Genomic DNA, 19,374 nt, shown 5'->3' with positions numbered 1-19,374 from the left:
GCTCATCGGGCTTCCCCCGCCAGCGCGCGCAGTTCGTCGGTGAAGCGGTCGGCCAGGGCGCGGACGGTCGACACGGTGTGCAGGCCGGTGCTGTAGGTCCACACCAGCCGCAGTTCGTCCCCCGCGGTGAATGCCATGAGGTCGAGGACCCTGGGGCGGTGTCCGCGGGCGCCGCGGTGGTGGCCGAAGGCGTCCGCGACCGGGCGGGCGTCCCCGGTGAAGTACTCGCCGACGTCGCCCCAGTAGTTGAAGCCGAGCTCCGGCGCCGGTATCGCGGCCATCCGCGCCCTGACCGCGGGGTCGGGGTGCAGGTGGCGCAGCAGTCCGTACCCGGTGCCCCGGTGGGGGACGGCGCGGATCCGGTCGCGGGTGGTGGCGAGGCCGCCCGGGGGCAGCAGCAGCGGCGAGAGGGTGGAGAACCGGGCGACGGTGCGGGAGACGTCCAGGGCGCCGAACGCGGTGTCGCGGCCGTGCCCTTCCACTTCGACGTACAGCTCGGGCCGTCCGGTCCAGGCGGTGACGGTGCGGGCCAGGGCGGTGAGCAGGAGTTCGCGTGTCTCGGTGCCGTGTTCCGCGGGCGGCCGGTGGGTGAGGCCGACGGTGAGGGTGGTGAGGTGGCGTACGGCGGAGTGCTGGGTGTTGGGGCCTCGCCGGTGGTCGACGGGCAGGGATGCGGGGGCGAGGTCCGTGTAGGGCTGCCAGTAGGGCAGTTCGCCGGCGAGTTCTTCGCTCGCGGCGTGGGCGTCGAGCTGTGCGGCGCACTGGTGCAGGGAGGCGGTCCTGGGTGGCAGGGTCACGGGGCGGCCCTGTTCCAGGGCGGTGTGGGCGGCGCGCAGGTCCTCGTGGAAGATCCTGGACGAGTAGTAGTCCATGACGAGCCAGTGGGCGCTGATCAGCAGCCTGGTGCCGCGGTCCGGTCCGAGGTCGAGGAGGGCCAGCCGCAGGGTCCGGCCGGTGGCGGGGTCGAGGGAGGCGTTGCGGAGGGCGACGTGATGGGCGAGGGCGTCGTCCAGGGCGCTGTCGGGGACCGTGCGGAGGTCCACCGTGTCGACCGGGGGCGCGTCGGCCGGGTCTCCGTCGGGGATGTCGGCGTACGGGCCGTGCCGGTCCCGGTGGAAGCGGGCGCGGAGTCCTTCGTGATGGGCGAGTACCTCGGTGAGGGCGCGGTGGAGCAGGCCGGGGTCGAGGGGGCGGGCGAGGTCGAACAGGGGCCACATGCCGTTCCAGTGGTGGGGATCGGCGAAGTCCTGCTCGAAGAACCAGCGTTGGGCGGGTGTGAGGGCGACGCGTCCGGTGGCCCTCGCGCGCGGCGCCGTCGTCGGTGTCCGCTTGGCCGCTGCCGCCTGTCCGGCGATGGTGGGCGTGGTGTGGAAGTCCTCCGGCGTCAGGTGGATGCCGAGTTCGGCGGCCTTGGCCACGGCGCGGACGCCGAGGAGCGAATCGCCGCCCGCCAGGAAGAAGTTGTCGTGGCGGCCGATGCGCCGCGCCGGGAGCACCGCGGCCCAGGCTTCGGCGAGCGCCTTCTCGACGGGTGTCGCGGGGGGCTCGTACGGGGTGTCGGGGCCCGTCGGGTCCGGGAGCGCGGAGCGGTCGATCTTGCCGTTGGGGCCCAGGGGGAGGCTGTCGAGGGTGCGGAACGCCGAGGGCACCATGAAGGCGGGCAGCCGGTCGGCGAGATGGGTGCGCAGTGCCTCCGCCGTGATGTCCTCGTGTGCCGGGACGACGTGGGCGATCAGCCGTCTGCCGTCCTTGGCGACGACGACCGCCGCGCGCACGCCCGGGTGGCCGGCGAGGACGGTCTCGATCTCGCCGAGTTCGATGCGATGGCCGTTGATCTTGACTTGGAAGTCGTTCCTGCCGAGGAACTCGATGCTGCCGTCGGGGAGGTACGCGCCGAGGTCCCCGGTCCGGTAGAGGCGCTCGCCGGTGTGCGGGTGGGTGAGGAAGCGCTCCCGGGTCTGCGCGGGGTCGCCCCGGTAGCCGTCGGCGAGGCCGGCGCCGCCGATGTACAGCTCGCCGGGCACGTGGTCCGGCTTGGGGGCGAGTTCCTCGTCCAGCACATGGAAGGTCTGGTTCCGTAAGGGGGTGCCGTAGGGGATGCTGCGCCGGGCCGCGTCGGCGGGGGTGATCGGGTGCCGGATCGACCAGATGGCCGCCTCGGTGGCGCCGCCCAGGCCGATCAGCTCCGGCTCGCGCGCGGCGAGGGCGCGGACGCGTCCGGGCAGGGACACGGGGATGCGGTCGCCGCTGAGCAGGACGGTCCGGATCGCCGGGGGGAGGGCGGTGCCCTGCCGCTCGCAGTGTTCGACGAGCAGGTCGAGCAGGGCGGGGACGGTGTTCCACAGCGTGACCCGGTGCGCTTCGGCGAGTGCGGCCCAGCGGCCGGGGTCCCGGGTCTCCTCGGGCGCGGGCAGGACGAGGGCGCCGCCCGCTCCGAGCACGCCGAACACGTCGTACACCGAGAGGTCGAAGCTCAGCGACGACAGCCCGAGGACGCGGTCCTCCGGGCCGACCGCGCAGCGGGCGGTGATGTCGTGGAGGGTGTTGACCGCGCTGCGGTGACTGATCATCACGCCCTTGGGGCGGCCGGTGGAGCCCGAGGTGAAGATGACGTACGCGAGGTCGGCCGGGGTGGTGGCGGGGGCGGCCGTGGGGCCGTCCGGCGCGGCCGGGTCCGGCTCGGCCCCGACGACCACGGCGGTGACCCCGGGCGGTGGTGTCACGCCGGGCTGGGTGACGGCGATCCGGGCCCCGCCCGCGGTGAGGACCTGTGCGATGCGCGCCTCCGGCAGGCCCGCGTCCACCGGCAGGTAGGGGGCGCCCGCGCGGACCACGCCGAGCACGGCGACGGCCTGTTCCCAGCCCTTGCGCGTCAGGACGGCGACCGGGGTGTTCGGCGCGGCGCCCAGGGCACGCAGCCTCCGGGCCAACTGTCCGGCGTGCGCGTCGAGTTCGCGGTAGGTCAGTGTCCGGTGGGCGGTGATCACGGCGGGGGCGTCGGGGCGCTCGGCGGCCCGCCGGTCGATCGCGGCGTGGATGAGCTCGTCCGGGAGCTCGCCCGCGGTGTCGTTGACCGCCGCCCGGACGTCGAGCTGGCGGCGCGGCGGGGTGACGGGGGCGGGGGTGCCGTCCCGCGCGATGCTCTCGACGAGTCCGGTGTAGGCGGTGAACATGTCGTCGAGCACGCCGTCGGGGAACGCCTCGTCCACGGCGTCCCAGCCGACGACGAGGCCACCGCCCCGGACCAGGACCTGGTTGTCGAGATGCACCTGGGGAGTCTGGGAGGCCGTGTGTCCGGTCTCGAACACCACGCCTTCCAGGGCGTCGAGGTCGTCGTGCTCCTGGAGCAGGCTGGTGAACACGACGGGCATCCGCGCCCGCGCGCCGTCCCCGCGGCGGGCCAGTTCGCGCTGCACCTCGACGCCGCTGAACGAGGCGTGTGCCAGGTCCTCCCGCAGCCGTGCGCCGAGCCGGGCGGCCGCTGTCGCCAGGTCGGGGGCCCCGGTCAGGTCGCACTCCAGGAGGAGCGTGCCGGTGAAGTCGCCGAGGAGGCGGGGGACGTCCGGGTGCCACAACGGCCGTTCGGCGAGCGTCAGGTTGACGGTGAAGCGGGGCGCGGCGCTCCAGGTGCGGAGCACCTGCGCGTAGGCGGCGCAGAGCAGCACCGAGGGGGTGACGCCGAGGGCGCGGGCGCGTTCCCTGATCCGCCGCCAGACGGCGGGAGGCAGTTGCTTCTCCCTGCGGACGAACGCCGGGGCGCGGGTGTGGGTGAGGGCCCGTACGGGCAGTCGGGGTGCCGGGGGCAGGGTGCCGGCGCGGTCGAGCCAGTGGGCGCGGGCCCGTTCGTGGGCGGGGGTCCGGCGGTGCCGGGCGACGGCTTCGAGGTGGTCGCGGAAGGTGGGGGCGGGCGCCGGGCCGAGCGAGCGGGGGTCGAGCACGAGCCGGATCCACTCGGACAGCAACAGCCGCAGGCTGCCCGCGTCGACGAGCAGCAGGTCGATGCTCAGGTGCAGGCGGAGCCTGCCGCCGTCGAGGCTGTGGGTGCGGATCTCGTAGAGCGGCCAGGTGTACGGGTCGAGGACCTGGCCGGCCAGCCGCTCCCGGGTCTCCCCCAGGCGACATCGGACGTCGGCGTCGGGAAGCCCCCGCAGGTCCTGGTGGCGGAACCGGTAGTAGGGCACGTCCCGGGCCACTTGCTGACGGCCGTCGGGGAGGAGGACGGCCCGGAGCATGTCGTGCCGGGCGACGAGCCGGTTGAACATCTCCTCGGCGCGCTCGTTCTCCGCCGCGAGCAGGTCGATCTCGCCGTAGAAGTGTGCCGAACGTCCGCCGAGGTCGAATCCCTCGGCACCGAGCCAGTACGCCTGTTGGACATCGGTGAGGGGAAAGGGGTCGTACCGGTGCTCCCCCGTGGCCGTGTGCGCCGGTGCTGTCGTGCCGAGCTGTGCGGTGTGTTCGCGTATCGCCCGGGAGACCGTACGGAGGGTGCAGGAATCGAGGAACACGCCGAGGGGGACATCGGTGCCGAAGGCCGTGTCCGTCGCGGACTTGAACGCGGTGGCGTCCAGGGATTCCAGGAAGAGCGGGTCGTCCGGGCCCGGTTCCCGTTCGTACTCGTCGTTGACGCGGGCGAGGAGCTCACCGAGCAGGGCGAGCACCTCGGCGGTGTCGGAAAACTCGGAAACCTCGGGAACTTCGGAAACCTCGGAAACAGGTGGATCCGGTGAAATGGGTGGATCAGAGCCTAATGACATGTCGCCCCCCAATCCGGCCGTCCGGCCGCGCTGTCTCAGCGCACTGTCGCGAACGCTCCTGTGTCTCCGCGGCGGGCCGCCGGCGCCGGTCGGACGCCCGCCCCCGCCAAATGCCCGGTGATATACGGGCCGAGGCCGTGTGACGCCCCGGTGGGAATTCCGACGGCGCCTCTCGGTTCCAGCACGGACCCACCCCCTGCCGCGAATTCAGCCACAGTGTAGCTCCGCGGCCCGGCGGCTCGACGCCAGGTGGATCGTGACGGCGACCAGGCACAGCCCCGCCCCGGTCAGGGGCACCGTGCCGAGGCCGGCGTGGTCGATCACCGCTCCCCCGGCGACCCCGGACAGCCCGATCCCCAGGTAGAGCGCCGAGGCGTTGAGCGCCAGCAACAGGCCGCTCGCACTGGGCGACAGCTCGATCAGCCGACGCTGGACGGGCGGGTTGAACGCCCAGGTGGACAGGCCCCACAGGAACAGCACGACGGCCGCGGCCGCCACATGACCGGCCGCGGGCAGCACCGCCAGGGCCAGCACGCTCCCGGACACGGCCGTCAGCAACGGCACCCGGTAGCCGTACCGGTCGGCGGCGACCCCGCCGACGACATTGCCGATCGCGCCGCCGACGCCGTACCCGAACAGCAGCAGGCTCAGTGCCCCGCCCTTGACCCCGGCGGTCGACTTCAGCACGGGCGCCACGTAGGTGTAGACGGTGAACACCCCGAGGCTGGCCGCCAGCGTGATGCCCAGGACGGCGACCACGCGCGGGTCCCCCAGGACCGCGAACCGCTGTCGCAGGCTCACCTCCGGCGGCGCGGCGACCGGTGGCAGGGTCACGGCCGTGGCCACCGTCGCGAGCCCGCAGCACGCGGCGACCAGCCAGAACACCCCGCGGTAGCCCAGCGGCCCGACCAGCAGGGAGCCCGCGGGCACGCCGACGATCGTGGCGATCGTCATCCCTCCGAACACCCACGCCACCGCCCGCGCCCTGCGTTCCGGACCGCTGAGTTCGGCGGCCACCGCCGTGGCCGCCGGTGTGAACACGGCGGCGCCCACGGCGGTGACGATCCTGGCAGCCAGCAGGGTGGAGAAGGTGGGCGCCAGCGCCGCGAAGGCGTTGCCGAGCGTGGCCACCAGCAGCGCGGCGATGATCAGCGGGCGCCGCCCCCAGCTGTTGGTGGCCACGGCCAGCAGCGGGGAGCCGACGGCGTACGCCACGGCGAACGACGTGGTCAGCAGCCCGCCCGTGGACACGGAGACGGAGAGTTCGTCGCTCAGCTGCGGGAGTACGCCGGTGACGATGTAGCCGCTGGTGCCGACCGCGAACGCGCCCGCGGCGAGCGTCGGGATCCTGCCGAATCGGTCCATGGGCGGGATCATTCCACGGCGGGCGCGAGGGCCACGACGGGGTCCGCGGCCAACCCCGCGACGGGTGAGCGGAGTTGGGGAGCCCTCTCGGCACCTGTTCCGGCCGGGGGACGCGCGGGGGAAGAGCGGGAGAAGATCCGCCCCGGCCGCCCCGGCCGCCCGCGCGGCCCCCCGGTTCCGGCGCGGTCCGGGCCTGGGGGAAGAATGCCGGAATGCTGAGCCTGCACCACGACGCGCGCACGCCCGTCCACGCCCTGCCCGCGGGGGTGAAGCTGCTGATCCTGTTCGCGGCGGGCACGTCGCTGTTCTTCGTGCACTCCGTCGCCGTCCTCGGCGCGGCCGTCGCGGGGGTCGGGCTGTGTTACGCGCTGGCCCGCGTCCCCTGGCGGACGGCGGTCCGGCAGCTGCTCACGGTGCTGCCGTTCGCGGTGTCGCTCCTGGCCGTCCAATGGCTGCTCTCCGGCTGGGAGACCGCCGTTGGGGTGGGGCTGCGCATCGTGGTGCTGGTGATGCTGGCGAATCTGGTGACGCTGACCACCAGGACGTCCGCGATGATCGCGGCGATCGAGACGGCGCTGCGGCCGCTGGCCCCGCTCGGGGTCCGGCCGGAGCGGGTCGGCCTGGTGGTGGCCATGACGATCCGGTTCATCCCGGTGATCAAGGAGCAGGCCGATCAGGTGCGGGCCGCGCAGCGGGCGCGCGGGGTGGAGCGCAGCACGCTGTTCCTGGCTCCGCTGCTGGTCAAGACGTTGCGGCTGGCGGACGGGCTGGGCGAGGCGCTCGACGCCAGAGGCGTCGACGGCCCCGGGCCGTCCGGGAAGCGCCGCGAACTATGATGATCCGCTGGAGCGAGAGGCGCTCCGGACCGGGGGACCTGGCTTGCGTACGAAGGACATGGCACAGATCGCGCTGTTCGCCGCGATCATGGTGGTGCTCGGTTTCTTTCCGCTGATCGAGCTGCCGCTCGTGCCCGCTCCGTTCACGTCCCAGACGCTCGGGGTGATCCTCGCGGGCGCGGTCATCGGCGCGCGCCGGGGCGGTCTGGCGATCCTGCTGTTCGTCGTGCTGGTCGTGATCGGCCTTCCCGTGCTGCCCGGTGGCCGCGGTGGCCTGGGCGTGATCCTCGGGCCGACCGGCGGCTTCGTCCTCGCCTACCCGGTCGGCGCGTTCGTCACGGGCCTGCTGACCGAACGGCTGTGGAAGCACTACAACCACCTGACGGCCCTGCTGTGCAACTTCGTCGGCGGCGCGCTCGTGCTCTATGCCATCGGCATCCCGTGGATGGCCGTCGCCGCGCACCTGCCGCTCGCCAAGGCGGTCACGGGCTCGGTCGTGTTCCTCCCCGGCGACCTGGTCAAGGCCGTGATCGGTTCGCTGGCCGCGGTGACCGTGCGCAGGGCCTATCCGATGATCGCGGACCGGCCGAGGGTCCGGGACGGCCGCGCGTGATCGAGGTCGAGGGCGTCAGCCACCGGTACGGCGAGCGCCAGGTGCTGCGGGACGTCGATCTGACGCTCACCGAGGACCGCGTCGCCGTCGTCGGGTCGAACGGCTCGGGCAAGAGCACGTTCGTCCGGCTGCTGAACGGCCTGCTGGTGCCCACCGAGGGCCGGGTCGGCGTGGACGGACTGGACACGGGGCGGAAGGGCAGGGAGGTCCGGCGCCGCGTCGGCTTCGTCTTCCAGGACCCGGACATCCAGATCGTGATGCCGACGGTCGCCGAGGATCTCGCGTTCGGGCTGCGGCGCCGGGGGCTGAGCAGGGAGGAGATCGCCGGGCGGGTCTCCGAGGCGCTGGCGGAGTACGGGCTGAGCGAGTTCCGGGACCACCCGGCGCATCTGCTGAGCGGTGGCCAGAAGCAGCTGCTGGCGATCGCCGCGGTGCTGGTGACCCGGCCCCGCTATGTGGTGTTCGACGAGCCGACGACCCTGCTGGACCTGCGGAACAAGCGCCGGGTCGGCAGGCTCATCCGCGAGCTCGACCAGAAGGTCGTGGTCGTCTCGCACGACCTCGAACTGCTCGCGGAATTCGACCGGGTGATCGTGTTCGACCGGGGCCGGGTGGTCGCGGACGGCCCGGCCGACGAGAGCATCGCCGCGTACGTCGCGATGCACCCGCCGCTGTAGTCGCCCTCGGGGAGCCGCCCGGAGCCCTGTGCTCCGGACGGCATCCGGACGGCTCCGGACGATCGGTGGCCGATCGGTGGCCGATCAGCAGCCGTTCAGTGGCCGGACCGGTTCCGCGCGAGCGTGAACGGATCGGCGGAGCCCGCGCCCAGCTTCCTGGCCTGCTCGATCTCGGCCGCCGAGGGCTTGGCCCTGCCGAAGAGGTCGTGGCCGACCATGGTGGACCTCCACTCGTCGGCGTTGGTGGTACCGGAGGTCAGCAGCCACTGGGTGCTGATCCGCGCCTTGTCACCACCGAAGTACTGGCCGCTCCAGGTCGTGGCCGAATGGGCGTTGCGGTACTCGTTGTGCCAGCCGACCGTCCAGCCGAGGGCGGTGCCGCCACTGTCGGAGGCGGCGTCGTCGTAACGGCCGGTCAGGACATAGCGGTTCTGCGCGTTGCCGACGGCGGACTCGTAGGTGCCGGTGAGGCCGCCGTCCGCGTTCGCGGTGACGATCATGGTCGAACCCAGCTCGTTGTACCAGGTGCCGGTGATTCCCGTGGTGCTCCTCTGCGGGGCGGTCGCGTCCCCGGAGTCCGCGGAGGCACTCGCGGACACGGTGACGGCGGACAGCAACAGGGCGGACGCTGCGAAGAGAGTTCTTCTCGTACGGGTCACGAACACACACTCCTTGTCGACACTCGTCGAGCCCGGAAGCGGGTCCGCAGCAGCCTACCGACGTTCCGAGTGCTTGTCCGCCCCTCAACAGTTCCCCGCTCCGCGGGCTCGAACGGCGGTCAGCCGCCGAGCTTCTTCGGGGACGGGAGGGGGACCGGGTCGCCGGTTCTGGCGAAGGTGTCCGTCTTCCCCGCGCCCCAGGAGACCACCAGCGTCTTGCCTTCCGACTTCTCGACGGTCCCCGCGGAGCGCTCCGTGTCGCCGTCCGCGCACTTCAGCGCGAGCGTCACCGGTTTCGCGCGCTCGCCGACGGTGCCGGTGCAGACGCGCTGCCCGTTCTTGGCGTAGACGACGGCCTTGCCCTGGAATATGGACAGGCCGATCGTGCCGTCGTCGGAACGCGCCCCGTAGACGCCGTCGAGGTGTCCGCCGCCGTTCGCGGCCGGGACTTCCCCCGGGCCCGGGGCCTGTGGTGAGGAGGCACTCGCGGACGGCTTGTCGGCCTTGTCGCCACCGCCGCTCCCGCAGCCGGTCATCAGCACCGTGGCGGCCAGCGCCACCCCCGTGCACTGCGCTGCTCTCCGCACCCGACTCCCCCTTCGCGAACCGGCCCCCCGTGGGCCTGATCGCCACGCTACGTCACTGACCCGCCAGCCGGTAACCCCGTTTCGGGACCGTCCTGACCAAGCCCGCGTGCGCGCCCAGTGCCTTGCGGAGGCGGGCGACGGACACGTCCACCGCGTGTTCGTCGGCGCGGCCGCCCGGCCAGGCCCGCCGGAGGAGTTCGCCGCGGCTGAGGACGCTGCCGGGCCGTTCGGCGAGCGCGCGCAGCACGGCGGCGGACAGCGGCGGCAGCCAGATCGGGGCGCCGGCGCCGAGCAGGGCGTCGCCCTGGAGCACCAGTCCGCCCGGTACTCCGGCCAGTTGGCGTCTGCCGCGCTGTTGCAGGAGGTCGGTGAGGGTGCGCACGAGCGCGCCGAGCCGGCCCCGTTCCGGGTGGTGGACGGGCGTACCGGCCGCGCGGAGAGGCTGGGCGCAGAGCTCGCCGACGCAGACGGCGGCGACGTCCGCGCGCAGGGCGGCGAGCAGTTCCTCCCGGCGGCCCGCGGCGGCCGCGGCCTCCAGCAGGGCGACGGCCGCCGGTGCGCTGGTGAAGGTCAGGGCGTGGACGTCGCCGCGCACGGTCGCGTCGACGAGCCTGCGGACGGCTTCGGGGTCCTCCGGCGGTCCCCAGCGGTAGACGGGGACCTCGATGACGTCGGCGCCGCGTTCCCGCAGCGCGGCGGTGAAGCCGTCGAGGGGCGCGCCGTGTTCCTGGACGGCCACGCGGCGCCCGTGGAGGTCGCGGGCCAGCAGCCAGGCGAGGAGGTCGCGGTTGGCCTCGGTCGACGGGGAGAACGCCTCGTCGAGGCCGCTGGCCCGTACCGCCCCGATGGCCTTCGGCCCGCGGCTGACGACGGCGGCGGCCCGGCAGGCGCGGACGAGCGCCGCGCCCTGGCCCCAGCCCTCGGCGGCGCTCATCCAGCCGCGCCAGCCGACGCCCGTGGTGGCGACGACGTAGTCGAGGGGTGCGGCCAGGCAGCGTTCGGTGGCGCGGCGCAGCGCGGTGTCGTCGCCGAGCGGGACGATGCTGAGGGTGGGTGCCTCGATGGTGCGGGCGCCGCGGCGGAGCAGCAGCGCGACGAGTTCCTCGCGGCGGCGCGCGGCCGTCACTCCGATGGTGAAGCCCGTCAGCGGTCCCGGCGCCGGGATGGTGCTCGTACCCATGGGCGCAGGGTGCCCGGACGGTGTTTCCGGGGGGTTGCGGGGTTGTCATGCCGATGCGGCGTGGTCGGTCACGTGTGTTAAATGCGTGCGCCCTGGACATCACCGCGCCACCGGGCGGCGGTGAGGAGTTCGTCCCGCGGCCGCAACACGGTGGATGCGGCGGTGTAACAGGCCGGGGTCACGCTGCGTGCTATGACGACGACCGACACCCACTGCCCGTACTGCGCGTTGCAGTGCGGTATGCGTCTGCGTACGACGGCTCCCCTTGGTGTGCCCGGCGCGCCACCGGTGGAGGTCGTGGAGCGCCCCGCCTTCCCCGTCAACCGCGGGGCGCTGTGCGGCAAGGGACAGAACGCCGCGGCCGTGCTGGCGGGCGGAGTGCGGCTGACGGTGCCGCTGTCGCGCGATCCGGCCACGGGCGTGCTGCGGGAGGTGTCGTGGGAGCGGGCCCTGGACCGGGTGGCTGCCGGTCTCTCCGGTGCGGCGGAGCGGTACGGCCGGGAGGCCGTGGGGGTGTTCGGCGGGGGCGGGCTGACCAATGAGAAGGCGTATCTGCTGGGGAAGTTCGCGCGGGTGGTGCTGCGCACCCCGCACATCGACTACAACGGGCGCTTCTGCATGTCCTCGGCGGCGGCCGCGAACCGTGCGGCGTTCGGCGTCGACCGCGGGCTGCCGTTTCCGCTGGCGGATGTGGAGAACGCGGGATGCGTGATCCTGGCGGGAGGCAATCCGGCGGAGACGATGCCGCCGGCGCTGCGGTACTTCACCCGGATGCGGGAGAACGGCGGGCGGCTGATCGTGATCGATCCGCGGCGTACGCGGACGGCGCGGATCGCCGATCTCCATCTGTCGCCGCGGCCGGGTACGGATCTGGCGCTGGCGTCGGGGCTGCTGCACGTGGTCGTCGCGGAGGGGCTGGTGGACCGGGAGTTCGTCGCGGCCCGTACGGCGGGTTTCGAGGAGGCGCGGGCGGCGGCCCTGGCGCATCCGCCGGAGCGGGTCGCGGAGATCACGGGGGTGCCGGCCGACCAACTCCGCGAGGCGGCGCGCCTGTTCGCGGGGGCGGCCTCGGGGATGGTGCTGACGGCCCGTGGCACGGAGCAGCACAGCAAGGGCACGGACACCGTACGGGCGTGGATCAATCTGTGCCTGGCCACCGGCAAGGCGGGCCGTCCCGGCAGCGGCTTCGGCTGTCTGACGGGTCAGGGCAACGGTCAGGGCGGGCGTGAGCACGGCCAGAAGTCCGATCAGCTGCCGGGCTACCGTTCGCTGACGGACCCCGCCGCCCGCGCGCACGTCGCCGGTGTGTGGGGTCTGGACGCGGAGGATCTCCCGGGGCCGGGGCTGTCCGCGTACGAGCTGCTCGACCGGGCGGGGACCGCGGACGGGGTCCGGGCCCTGATGGTGATGGGTTCCAACCCGGTGGTGTCCGCCCCGCACGCCTCTCATGTCACCGACAGGCTGCGGGCGTTGGACTTCCTCGTCGTCAGCGATGTCGTGCTGTCGGAGACCGCGGAGCTGGCGGACGTGGTGCTCCCGGCGGCGCAGTGGGCGGAGGAGACGGGCACGGTCACCAATCTGGAGGGGCGGGTGATCCTGCGCCAGGCCGCGGTCGCGCCCCCGGAGGGCGTGCGGAGCGATCTGTACGTGCTGAAGGAGCTGGCCGGACGGCTGGGCGCCGGGCGGGGGTTCTCCGCGGACCCGGAGGAGGTCTTCGAGGAGCTGCGGCGCGCTTCGGCGGGCGGCGTCGCGGACTACGCGGGGATCAGCTACGCCCGCATCCGGAGCGAGGACGGGGTGTTCTGGCCGTGTCCGGGGACCGCGCACCCGGGCACGCCACGGCTGTTCCTCGACCGGTTCGCGACGCCGGACGGCCGGGCGCGGTTCGCCGCGGTCTCCCACCGCCCGCCCGCCGAGGAGACCGATGCCGGCTTCCCGCTGCGTCTGACGACCGGCCGGGTGGCTTCGCACTACCAGAGCGGTGCGCAGACCCGGCGCGTCCCGGCGTCCAACGCGGCCGCGCCCGGCCCCTTCGTGGAGATCCATCCACGGCTCGCCGGCCGGCTCGCGGCGGCGGAGGGCGAGTTGCTGACGGTGACCAGCAGGCGCGGCCGGGTCACGGCGCCCGCCAGGATCACGGACACCATCCGTCCCGACACGGTCTTCGTGCCCTTCCACTGGCCGGGGCCGGGCCGGGCCAACAACCTGACCAATCCCGCCCTGGACCCGGAGTCGCGGATGCCCGAGTTCAAGGTGTGCGCGGTGCGGGTGGAGAAGGCCGTCGAGGGCGGCGGTGCCGCGCGGCCGGCCGCCGCGGGCGGTGTCCGGCGGCGGCCGCCCCCCGGCGGCCGGCGGCTGGTCCTCGTGGGGCACGGCATGGTCGGCCAGCGGTTCCTGGAGGCGCTGTACGAGCAGGCGGGGGCGGACCGGCGCTGGCAGGTGACCGTGCTCGCGGAGGAGCCCCGTCCCGCGTACGACCGGGTCCGGCTCACGTCGGTGTTCTCCGGCACCCCCGCCGGCGAACTGTCGGTGTGCCCGCCCGGCTTCCTCGACGAGCACGGCATCGAGCTGCGCCTCGGTGACGCGGTCACCGGCGTGGACCGGCGGGGGCGGACCGTACGCACCGCGTCCGGCCGTCATGTGCCCTACGACACGCTGGTCCTGGCCACCGGCTCGTACCCCTTCGTGCCGCCCGTTCCCGGACACGACGCCGAGGGCTGCCACGTCTACCGCACGCTGGAGGACGTGGCCGCCATCCGTGCCCGCGCGGCCGACGCCCGGAGGGGGGTCGTCGTCGGGGGCGGGCTGCTCGGGCTGGAGGCGGCCGGGGCGCTGCGGACGATGGGGCTGGACACGCACGTGGTGGAGTTCGCGCCCCGGCTGATGGCCGTCCAGGTCGACGCGGCGGGCGGCGCGCTGCTGCGCCGCAAGATCGAGGCGCTGGGGGTGACCGTGCACACGGGGGTGGCCGCCGAGCGGATCGGGGCCGGACCGGACGGCCGGGTCCGGGAGATGACGCTGTCGGACGGCACCCGGCTGGAGGCGGACCTGGTCGTCTTCTCCGCGGGCGTCCGGCCCCGGGACGCGCTGGCCCGGGAGTGCGGGCTGCCCGTCGGCGGGCGCGGCGGCATCGTCGTCGACACCGGCTGCCGTACGGCCGACCCCGGCATCCTGGCGATCGGCGAGTGCGCGCAGGCGGCCGACGGGCGGGTCTACGGTCTGGTCGCCCCCGGGTACGCGATGGCGGAGGCCGCCGCCCGGCGGCTCGGCGGCCGGGACGGCGGGTTCACGGGCGCCGACACCTCGACGAAGCTCAAGCTGCTGGGTGTCGACGTGGCGAGCTTCGGTGACGCGCACGGCACCACCGAGGGCGCGCTGGAGGTGCTGTACGCGGACAGCCGGGCGGGCGTCTACAAGAAGCTGGTCGTCGACGCGGACGGGGCGCTGCTGGGCGGCGTCCTCGTCGGGGACACCGACTCCTACGCCACGCTGCGGCCGCTCGCCGGGAGCGGTGAGCCGCTGCCCGTGCCGCCGGAGCAGTTGCTGCTGCCCGGTGGGGCCGGGGTGGCGCCCGGCGCGGTGGGGCTCCCCGACGACGCTGTGGTCTGTTCCTGCCACAACGTCGCCAAGAGCGCCATCAGGTCGGCCGTGGTGGAGGGCGGCTGTGCCTCCGTGGCCGCGGTCAAGCGGCGCACCAAGGCCGGTACGGGCTGCGGCAGTTGCGAGAAGCTGGTCGGCGGGATCGTGACCGAGGCGCTCGCCGCGTCGGGCGTCGCCCCCGCGCGCGGCCTGTGCGAGCACTTCGCCCTCTCGCGCGCCGAGCTGTACGAGATCGTCCGCGTCAAGGGCATCACCACGTTCGGCAGGCTCGTCGCCGAGCACGGCAGCGGGCGGGGGTGCGCGGTCTGCAAGCCCGTCGTCGCCTCCGTCCTCGCGGGCCTCGGCGACTCCTCGTACATCCTGGACGGCGAGCAGGCCGCCCTCCAGGACACCAACGACCACTTCCTCGCCAACATCCAGCGCAACGGCTCCTATTCGGTGGTGCCGCGCGTCCCCGGCGGGGAGATCACCCCCGAGGGCCTGATCACCATCGGTGCCATCGCCCGGGACTTCGGCCTCTACACGAAGATCACCGGAGGGCAGCGGATCGACATGTTCGGCGCGGCCGTCGACCAGCTGCCCGCGATCTGGCGCCGTCTGGTGGACGCCGGGTTCGAGTCCGGGCACGCCTACGGCAAGGCGCTGCGCACCGTGAAGTCCTGTGTGGGGCAGACCTGGTGCCGGTACGGGGTGCAGGACTCCGTCGCCCTCGCCGTCGAACTGGAGCTGCGTTACCGGGGCCTGCGGGCGCCGCACAAGCTGAAGTCGGCCGTGTCCGGGTGCGCCCGCGAGTGCGCCGAGGCGCGTGGCAAGGACTTCGGGGTGATCGCGACCGCCGCGGGCTGGAACCTCTACGTCGGCGGCAACGGCGGCACCTCGCCCCGCCACGCCGACCTGCTGGCCGAGGACGTCGACCGCGCCACCCTCATCCGCACGATCGACCGCTTCCTGATGTTCTACATCCGTACCGCCGACCGTCTCGAACGCACCGCGCCCTGGCTCGAGCGGCTGGAGGGCGGGCTCGACCACCTGCGGGCCGTCGTCGTCGACGACGCCCTCGGCATCGGTGCCGACCTCGATGACCTGATGGCCCGTCATATCGAGGGCTACGAGGACGAGTGGGCCGCCACCCTGGCCGACCCCGAGCGCCTGCGCCGCTTCGCGTCCTTCGTCAACGCCCCCGACACCCCCGATCCCACCGTGCGCTTCGTCCCCGAGCGCGCCCAGATCCGCCCCGCCCGCCCGGACGAGGACGGCCACGTCCTCCCGCCGCCCGCGGGCACCGCACCCACAGGGAAGGCGACCGCACGATGAACGACGCCGTGCTCCCCGGCACCGAGGCGGCCCCCGCCGCCACCCCGTCACCGATCGTCGAGGTCGGCGACGGCGCCACCTGGACGACCGTCTGCCGCTACGACGACCTCACCCCCGGCCGGGGGCGCGCCGCCCTCGTCGGCGACGAGCAAGTGGCCCTCTTCCGCGACGAGTCCGGCGCCCTGTTCGCCCTCGCCAACCGCGACCCGTTCAGCGGGGCGCACGTCATCTCCCGCGGCATCACCGGCAGCCGGAACGGGGTGCCGGTGGTGACCTCGCCCATGTACAAGCAGACCTTCGACCTGCGCACCGGCGTCTGCCTCGACGAGGAGGCCGCCGGGGACGGCGCACCGCCCGCGCTGCGCACCTGGCGGGTCCGTACGGTCGAGGCCCCGGCGGCTCCCGGCGGCACCGCCGGGGTGCGCCCGCGCGCCCTGACCCTGTCCGAATGGCGGCCCGAGGACACCGGGTTCTGGGAGCGCACCGGCGCCCGGGCCGCGCGCCGCAATCTGGTGCTGTCCGTCGTCACCGAGCACATCGGGTTCTCGGTGTGGAGCATGTTCTCGGTCCTCGTGCTCTTCCTCGGGCCGGAGTACGGCATCGACCCGGCCGGGAAGTTCACGCTCACGGCCCTGCCCACGGCCCTCGGGGCGCTGCTGCGGCTCCCGTACACCTCGGCCGTGGTCCGCTTCGGCGGCCGGAACTGGACGGTGATCAGCGCGCTGCTCCTGCTGGTGCCGACCGTGCTGATCGCCGTGGTCCTCGAACCGGGCGTCTCCTACGGCACGTTGCTGCTCGTCGCGTGCGCGACCGGGGTCGGCGGCGGGAACTTCGCCTCGTCCATGGCCAACATCAACGCCTTCTACCCCCGGCGGCTCAAGGGGCGGGCGCTCGGTGTCAACGCGGGCGGCGGCAACCTCGGCGTGCCCGCGGTCCAGCTCGTCGGCCTGCTGGTGCTGGCGACCGCCGGCGCGGGCCACCCCCGGCTGCTGCCGCTGCTGTACGTCCCGCTGATCCTGGTCACCGCCCTGGCCGCGGCGCTGCGCATGGACAACCTCCCGGCGGGGCACGGCGACCGCCCGGCCCTGCGCGAGATCGCGGGCGACGGCCACACCTGGGCGCTGTCGCTGCTCTACGTGGGCACGTTCGGGTCGTTCATCGGCTTCGGCTTCGCCTTCGGGCAGGTGCTGCAGATCCAGTTCCACGAGCAGTTCGACACCCCGGTGAAGGTGGCCTGTCTGACGTTCATCGGCCCTCTGCTGGGTTCGCTGTCCCGTCCGCTGGGCGGCGCGTGGGCCGACCGTTTCGGCGGCGCCCGGGTCACCCTCGCGGTCTTCGTGGCCATGGGCGCGGCGACGGCCGTCATCCTGGCGTCGTCACGCCGGCACTCCCTCGACGGCTTCCTCGCCGGTTTCGTCGCCCTGTTCATCCTCAGCGGCATCGGCAACGGCTCCACGTACCGCATGATCCCGGCGGTCCACCACGCGAAGGCACGGACCGCCGCGGACACCGACGCCGCGCACCGCCGCGCCACGGCCCTGATCGGCCTGGCGGGCGCCATCGGCGCCCTCGGCGGCGTCCTGGTCAACGTCGCCTTCCGGCAGTCCTTCCTGACGACGGGGCGGGGGGACTCCGCGTACCTCGCCTTCCTGGGGTTCTACGGGGTGTGCGCGGCGGTGGTCCTGACCGTGTACGGCCGGGCCCGGACGGCGGACCGGGTATAACGATCACCCCCATTTGCCGATTAAGCCGAGTTGACACCTTTTGAGCATCCCCATGGTCGTCAACTCGGCTGGCCGACAGCCCTCTTGGACCGGGCATCCGGGGGGGTGGGGGTACGCGGAAAGATCCGCTCCTGATAGTGGTGACCGTGTGATCACTAACGGCTTATGCCCAACCGGCCCGCTCACCACGACGGGTGCCCTTTCGCAGATCCTCTTCGACCACGATGCCGCGCGGGTGCACGAGCCCTGGCGCCGGCTGATCGGAGGGCGTGCCTTCCGGCACCACCCGGGGCTGTCGCCCGCGCAGCGGGTGAACCTGGCGTACGAGCGGCTCGCCCTGCTCAACGCCACGGTGGACGACCCGTTGGCGCTGGCCGCCGATCCGCACCGGCTGGCCGCCATGCACGAATGGACGGCGGTGGTCGACGGCTCGCTGTCGACGGTGGCGGGTATTCATTACAACCTTTTCCTGGGCAGCCTTCTGGACCACGGTGCCACGGTGGACACCGGCGACTTCGTCGCGCTACGGCGCACCGGGACCTTTCTCTGTACCGAGCTGGAACACGGCAACGACGCGGCAGCCCTGCGCACCACGGCCACGTTCGACCGGGCGGGCGGCGGGTTCGTCCTCCACACCCCCGCCGCCGGGGCACAGAAATTCATGCCCAACACCAGTGCCGCCGGCGGCCCGAAGAGCGCGGTCGTGGCGGCCAGGCTCGTGGTCGACGGGGAGGACCACGGCGTGTTCCTCTTCCTCACCCCGCTCACCGACGCGAGCAGTCCGCTGCCGGGCATCCGCATCCGTACACTGCCGGAGCGCACGGGCAGCCCCGTCGACCATTGCCTGACGTCCTTCGACCGGGTGCGCCTGCCGTGGTCGGCCCTGCTGGCGGGCGAGCACGGCGGCCTGACGCCCCAAGGGCTACTCACCGGGCGGCCGGGGAGCAGACGCAAGCGCTTCCTGGACGCCATCGGCCGGGTCTCGATCGGGAAGCTGTGCATGTCCGCGGGCGGGGCGGGCAGCGCCAGGGCCGCGCTGGCCGTCGCCGTCCGCTACGGCCACCACCGCTACATATCCGGCCCGCGCGGCGACGAGCGGGTGCCGCTGGTCGCGCACCGCAGCCACCACGCGCGGCTGCTGAACCATCTGGCCACGGCGTACGCGATGACCTTCCTCCACCGCGAGACCGTACGGCGGTGGGCCACGCACGAGGAACCGGACCGGGCGCGCACCGAGCGCCTCGTCGCGATCACCAAGGCGTGGGTCACCTGGCAGGCCAGGGACATCACCGTCGAGTGCCGTGAACGCTGCGGCGCCCAGGGGCTGTTCCCCGTGAACGGCATCGCCGACTTCCCCCTGAACATCGAGGGGGCGATCACCGCCGAGGGCGACAACCTCGCCGTCTGGGTGAAGGCGGCCGCCGAGCTGGTCTTCGACCCCCGCGCGGAGACGCCCCGGGCCACCGGGGCGCCCTCCCTCGACGACTGCGCCCACCTGCGGGACCTGCTGGCGGCCGTGGAGGCCGCCTGGCACCGGCGCGCCCGTACCCGGCTGCGCCGGGGCCCGCACCCGGACGCGCTCAGCCGGTGGAACGCCGCCGTCAACCCGGCCATGGAGGCGGTCGCCGCCCACGCGGCCGTCCAGGCCGCCGACGCGTTCCTCGCGGCGGTGGCGCGCGTGGAGCACCCGGCGGCCCGCCGTCTGCTGCACGACCTGTGCCGCCTCTTCCTCCTCGGACAGGTCGGGCAGCACACCGGAAGCCTTCTGGTGGACGGCCATATGACGGCGGATCAGGTATGGGAACTGCCGGACGCGGTGGACAATCTGACGGCCTCCCTCGCACCCCATATGACGACCCTGGTGGAGGCGTTCGACCTGCCGGAGACGTTCCTGTCGTCCATCCCTCTGGCCAACCCGTCGTACGCGGACGCGTACGACGACCCGGAAGGCCCCTGGCACCACCCCGCCTCCGGCGGGGTGCCCGCACTGGGCTGAGGTTCCTCCCGCGGAACCCGGCCACGCTCCGCACGTGCCGCCGGACGCCGGACGGGCCGAATCCCGGCC

11 protein-coding genes and 1 pseudogene are annotated in these 19,374 nt (G+C 73.7%); 7 read left to right on the top strand and 5 right to left on the bottom strand.

Features of this window, described 5'->3' with window-relative positions; all coding sequences use genetic code 11:
- Window positions 1–2: 2 nt before the first annotated feature.
- Both ACWD4A_RS16735 and ACWD4A_RS16730 read right to left on the bottom strand, forming a co-directional pair.
- Complete coding sequence (locus tag ACWD4A_RS16735; RefSeq protein ID WP_451194468.1) at window positions 3–4,658, bottom strand: amino acid adenylation domain-containing protein; 4,656 nt, start codon at window positions 4,656–4,658, stop codon at window positions 3–5.
- A gap of 303 nt (window positions 4,659–4,961) precedes the next feature.
- Entirely contained in the window at window positions 4,962–6,119 is a 1,158-nt protein-coding gene (locus ACWD4A_RS16730) for an MFS transporter (RefSeq protein ID WP_451194466.1), read from the bottom strand.
- Window positions 6,120–6,331: 212 nt separating this feature from the next.
- Here ACWD4A_RS16730 and ACWD4A_RS16725 point away from each other — a divergent pair, with 212 nt between their 5' ends.
- Genes ACWD4A_RS16725 through ACWD4A_RS16715 form a run of 3 tightly spaced genes read left to right on the top strand, consistent with a single transcriptional unit; the run spans window position 6,332 to window position 8,245 of the window.
- Complete coding sequence (locus tag ACWD4A_RS16725; RefSeq protein ID WP_451194464.1) at window positions 6,332–6,955, top strand: energy-coupling factor transporter transmembrane component T family protein; 624 nt, start codon at window positions 6,332–6,334, stop codon at window positions 6,953–6,955.
- A gap of 43 nt (window positions 6,956–6,998) precedes the next feature.
- Window positions 6,999–7,568, top strand: coding sequence for a biotin transporter BioY (locus tag ACWD4A_RS16720; protein ID WP_451194463.1), 570 nt, complete (start codon window positions 6,999–7,001; stop codon window positions 7,566–7,568).
- Complete coding sequence (locus ACWD4A_RS16715) at window positions 7,565–8,245, top strand: energy-coupling factor ABC transporter ATP-binding protein (protein ID WP_451194461.1); 681 nt, start codon at window positions 7,565–7,567, stop codon at window positions 8,243–8,245. The genes ACWD4A_RS16720 and ACWD4A_RS16715 overlap by 4 nt, the downstream gene beginning before the upstream one ends.
- 95 nt (window positions 8,246–8,340) lie before the next feature.
- Here the strand turns inward: ACWD4A_RS16715 and ACWD4A_RS16710 are convergent, their stop codons facing one another.
- The 3 genes from ACWD4A_RS16710 to ACWD4A_RS16700 form a co-directional block, all read right to left on the bottom strand.
- Window positions 8,341–8,904 carry an avidin/streptavidin family protein gene (locus ACWD4A_RS16710; protein ID WP_451194459.1) on the bottom strand — a complete coding sequence of 188 codons (564 nt, stop codon included), beginning with the start codon at window positions 8,902–8,904 and terminating at the stop codon, window positions 8,341–8,343.
- A gap of 119 nt (window positions 8,905–9,023) precedes the next feature.
- On the bottom strand, window positions 9,024–9,491 hold the full coding sequence (locus ACWD4A_RS16705) for a hypothetical protein (protein ID WP_451194457.1): 468 nt from the start codon (window positions 9,489–9,491) through the stop codon (window positions 9,024–9,026).
- A gap of 52 nt (window positions 9,492–9,543) precedes the next feature.
- Complete coding sequence (locus ACWD4A_RS16700; RefSeq protein WP_451194455.1) at window positions 9,544–10,671, bottom strand: uroporphyrinogen-III synthase; 1,128 nt, start codon at window positions 10,669–10,671, stop codon at window positions 9,544–9,546.
- A gap of 192 nt (window positions 10,672–10,863) precedes the next feature.
- Here ACWD4A_RS16700 and ACWD4A_RS16695 point away from each other — a divergent pair.
- The 4 genes and pseudogenes from ACWD4A_RS16695 to ACWD4A_RS16680 form a co-directional block, all read left to right on the top strand.
- A pseudogene (locus tag ACWD4A_RS16695) lies at window positions 10,864–12,873 on the top strand (molybdopterin oxidoreductase family protein); the annotation flags it as partial.
- A 174-nt stretch (window positions 12,874–13,047) separates the two neighbouring features.
- A complete protein-coding gene (gene nirB, locus ACWD4A_RS16690) occupies window positions 13,048–15,585 on the top strand; it encodes a nitrite reductase large subunit NirB (RefSeq protein ID WP_451194563.1) in 2,538 nt (845 codons plus the stop codon).
- A complete protein-coding gene (gene nirD, locus ACWD4A_RS16685; RefSeq protein ID WP_451194453.1) occupies window positions 15,582–17,309 on the top strand; it encodes a nitrite reductase small subunit NirD in 1,728 nt (575 codons plus the stop codon). Before nirB ends, nirD begins: the two co-directional genes overlap by 4 nt.
- Before the next feature lie 148 nt (window positions 17,310–17,457).
- Entirely contained in the window at window positions 17,458–19,305 is a 1,848-nt protein-coding gene (locus ACWD4A_RS16680) for an acyl-CoA dehydrogenase family protein (RefSeq protein ID WP_451194451.1), read from the top strand.
- Window positions 19,306–19,374: the final 69 nt, after the last annotated feature.

The sequence above is a fragment of the Streptomyces sp. NPDC002537 genome, assembly GCF_053594975.1.
Note: the sequence above shows the minus strand (reverse complement) of the source record. Positions and strands in the feature narration are given on the sequence as shown.